Raw genomic sequence first — 2,974 nt, 5'->3', positions numbered from 1 at the left:
GACGTCGAGGACGGCGCCCGCACCACTCATCGCGGGCGGGCGGTGACCATCGTGACGGTGAGGACCAGCGCCAGCGCCACCAGGACGAGCGCTGCATCCCGCAGCGACGGCAGAGGGCCGATCACCGAGAGCACCGCCAGCGACGCCGCCCCGGTGGTGCCGGCCAGGACGACCCCGGTGACGCGGTCCCGCGGGGAGGGGCCGCGGACCACCCGGACGAGGCAGGCCAGGATGTTGAGCACCAGCACGATCACCAGGGCCTGCAGGACGACGGTCACCACGTCCACGGTGACGATCCCTCCGGCCTCGAAGCGGGACCGTCCACTACAACCCCAGGACGGAGCGGGCGATGAGGAAGTAGACGATCAACCCGATCGCGTCGACGAAGGTGGTGATGAACGGATTGGAGAACACCGCGGGGTCGGCCCTGACGGACTGCGCGAGCAGCGGCATGAGCCCGCCCACGGTGGCGGCGATGGTGCACAGCGCCAGCAGTGTCAGGCCTATGACCAGACCGAAATCGAAACCGAAGATGAACCCGGCGGCGAGAAGCCCCACGCCGCCGAGGGCCAGGCCCAGGATGAACCCGGTCCGTACCTCCTGCACGAGCACCCGGAGGGCGTCGCGGGGTCGGACGTCTCCGAGTGCCAGCGCGCGCGTGACGGTCGTGGCCGCCTGGTTGCCGGTGTTGCCGCCGGTGCCGATGATGAGCGGCACGAAGAGCGACAGCGCCACCACCTGCTCCAGGGTGGTCTCGAACACCGCCAGCACCTGCACGGTGAGCGCGGCGCCCAGGGCGAGCACCAGCAGCCACACCACGCGGGAGCGGACGATGGAGCGGACGGGCGTGGAGAGGTACGGCCGGCGGAGGGGCTCGGCGCCACCCTGGCGGGCCGCGTCCTCGGTCTCGGCGTCCTCGAGGATCCGCAGCGCGTCGTCGACGGTGAGGATGCCCACGAGGCGGTCCTCCTCGTCGGTGATGGGCAGGACGATCACCCGCTCGTCCGCGCTGAGACGGGCGGCCTCCTCTTCGGAGGCCCGGGCGTGGATCGAGATGGCGTCGTTCATGAGGTCCCCGACGAGCTCGCGGGGATCCGCGCCCATCAGTGACCGGAGACCGACCACTCCGACGAGTCGGCGCCCCTGGTCCACGACGGGGATGGTGTAGATGGTCTCCACGTCGGCGAGCCGGTCGTGGACCCGGGCGAGCGCCTGCTCGGCCGTCATCTCCGGTCGTGCCGAGACGAACTCCGGCGTCATCCTGCGGCCGATGGAGCCGGCCGGGTAGCCGAGGATCTCGTTGGTGAGGGCCCGTTCCTCCGGAGGCAGGCCGCGGAGGAGGCGGGTGGCGACGAGGGCCGGGAGCTCGTCCATGAGCGCCACGCGGTCGTCGGGGTCGAGTTCCTCGAACAGGTGGGCGACCTGCTCCTCACGCAGTCCCCGGAGCAGATCCGACTGGACCGGGGCGTCGAGGGCCTCGAACACCACGAGCGCACGTCCCTTGGGCAGCAGGCGGAACGCGACGGCCAGGTCCCTGTCGGTGCTGCGCTCGAACATGTCCACCACGACCTGGTCGGGTAGCGAGGCCATGAGCTGCGACGCGGCTCTCAGGTCGCCGCGTGAGCGCAGCCTGGTCAGGCGCCGCGTCGCCTCGTCGAGACTCATCTCGCCGTAGGAGGTGTCGTCCTCGTCGGACGCGTCGATCAGCGCGAACCCGGTGGCGTCGGTCGGTGGTGCCGCGGGATCGTCCGAGAGTTCGCGTGGCTCAGTCATCGCGTGTCACCTCCGTGGAGTCGGTCGGGGGCCCGGTCGTGAACTCGATCTGCGAGTAGCGGGTCGCGGTGGTGGGCGCGGCCCCGGAGAGGAACCCGGCGCGCGCGATGTACATCGCGCCGATCGCCGAGGAGGCGAACTGGAGGATGGCTGCCACGGCCACCTTGGGCGCGGCCTCCCAGGTGGGGTGCAGCAGGAAGGCTCCGGCGATCACGAACACCAGGCCGAGTCCGGCGGCCGCGCCGATCGCCGACGAACGGACGTAGAGATCGGGGAATCGCAGGAGACCGATGGCGCCGCCGAGGAACACCACCGCGCCGACGAGGACGGAGACCGATCCCAGGACGGTCGCCACCAGTTCCCAGCTCATCGTCTACCTCCGGACATGAGTCGGGCCAGTGAGAGGGCGGAGACCAGGCCCACCAGCGTCGCGACCAGGACGAGGTCGTAGACGAAGGGGCTGTCCACTCGCACGCCGACCAGGGCGAGAAGGGCGATGAACGCGAAGAAGAGCAGGTCCGCCGCGATGGCGCGGTCCCCGGCGTGGGGGCCGCGGATCATACGGTAGGAGGACAGGACCGCCGCGATGGCGACCAGGACGATGGCGATGTCGACGACGATCATCGGGTCAACCCCTCTCGACGGATCGCCCGCAGCATGTGGTTCTCCAAGTCGTGTAGCGAGGCGGTCAGGTCGTCGGGATCCGGGAAGTACATGCCGTGGACCACGATCTCCCAGTCCTCACCCTCCCCGGGGTGATGCGCACCCAGGGTCAGCGTTCCCGGCGTCAGGGTGATGAGGGAGGACAGCATCGTCACCTCGAGTTCGCTGCGGCACCTGGTGGGGAACCGCACGAAGCCCGGGGTGATCGAGGCGTGGGGCAGGAAGGCGTCGCGGACGACCTTCGCGCTGGTGGTGGTCTGTTGCCAGAAGAACCAGAGCAGGAACCACGCGATTCTCAGTGGCCAGGTCAGGGTGGAGGTCATCCGAGCACCGCCTGGATGTAGGTGGTCGGATCGTAGAGGTTGGCCGCGGCGGTCCCGGACAGCTCGAGCAGGAGCTGACCCCCCAGGCCCAGCGCCAGCGTCACCACGGACAACGCCAGCGCGGGCGCCGCCAGTGCCAGGCCGATCCGGCGGCCCGGGGGCACCATGTCCGGGTCGGGCGAGCCGGCCTCCGCGGTGTCCGCGACAGTGGCGGA

General features: G+C 70.4%; 5 protein-coding genes and 1 pseudogene. All 6 read right to left on the bottom strand.

Annotation, left to right across the window (positions count from 1 at the left end; all coding sequences use genetic code 11):
* Nucleotides 1-26 precede the first annotated feature (26 nt).
* Entirely contained in the window at nucleotides 27-278 is a 252-nt protein-coding gene (locus G6026_RS10960; RefSeq protein WP_347238094.1) for a hypothetical protein, read from the bottom strand.
* Between the two features lie 46 nt (nucleotides 279-324).
* A complete protein-coding gene (gene mgtE, locus G6026_RS10955) occupies nucleotides 325-1,773 on the bottom strand; it encodes a magnesium transporter (protein ID WP_107755614.1) in 1,449 nt (482 codons plus the stop codon).
* Complete coding sequence (locus tag G6026_RS10950) at nucleotides 1,766-2,143, bottom strand: monovalent cation/H(+) antiporter subunit G (RefSeq protein WP_107755615.1); 378 nt, start codon at nucleotides 2,141-2,143, stop codon at nucleotides 1,766-1,768. The genes mgtE and G6026_RS10950 overlap by 8 nt, the downstream gene beginning before the upstream one ends.
* Nucleotides 2,140-2,397 (bottom strand): monovalent cation/H+ antiporter complex subunit F, encoded by a 258-nt coding sequence (locus G6026_RS10945; RefSeq protein ID WP_107755616.1) that lies wholly within the window; start codon nucleotides 2,395-2,397, stop codon nucleotides 2,140-2,142. Before G6026_RS10945 ends, G6026_RS10950 begins: the two co-directional genes overlap by 4 nt.
* Nucleotides 2,394-2,759, bottom strand: a complete 366-nt coding sequence (locus G6026_RS10940) for a Na+/H+ antiporter subunit E (protein ID WP_107755617.1) — start codon at nucleotides 2,757-2,759, stop codon at nucleotides 2,394-2,396. Before G6026_RS10940 ends, G6026_RS10945 begins: the two co-directional genes overlap by 4 nt.
* A pseudogene (locus G6026_RS10935) lies at nucleotides 2,756-2,974 on the bottom strand (monovalent cation/H+ antiporter subunit D family protein); the annotation flags it as partial. The pseudogene G6026_RS10935 and the gene G6026_RS10940, both read right to left, overlap by 4 nt.

This window comes from Dietzia sp. DQ11-38-2 (assembly GCF_014145055.1).
Lineage (GTDB): Bacteria > Actinomycetota > Actinomycetes > Mycobacteriales > Mycobacteriaceae > Dietzia.
This window is presented reverse-complemented; position numbering and strand designations above follow the sequence as displayed.

What these genes read in the sequence shown, in the direction of transcription:
- mgtE (WP_107755614.1), bottom strand. Translation starts at nt 1,773, where the DNA reads ATGACTGAGCCACGCGAACTCTCGGACGATCCCGCGGCACCACCGACC.
- G6026_RS10950 (WP_107755615.1), bottom strand. Translation starts at nt 2,143, where the DNA reads ATGAGCTGGGAACTGGTGGCGACCGTCCTGGGATCGGTCTCCGTCCTC.
- G6026_RS10945 (WP_107755616.1), bottom strand. Translation starts at nt 2,397, where the DNA reads ATGATCGTCGTCGACATCGCCATCGTCCTGGTCGCCATCGCGGCGGTC.
- G6026_RS10940 (WP_107755617.1), bottom strand. Translation starts at nt 2,759, where the DNA reads ATGACCTCCACCCTGACCTGGCCACTGAGAATCGCGTGGTTCCTGCTC.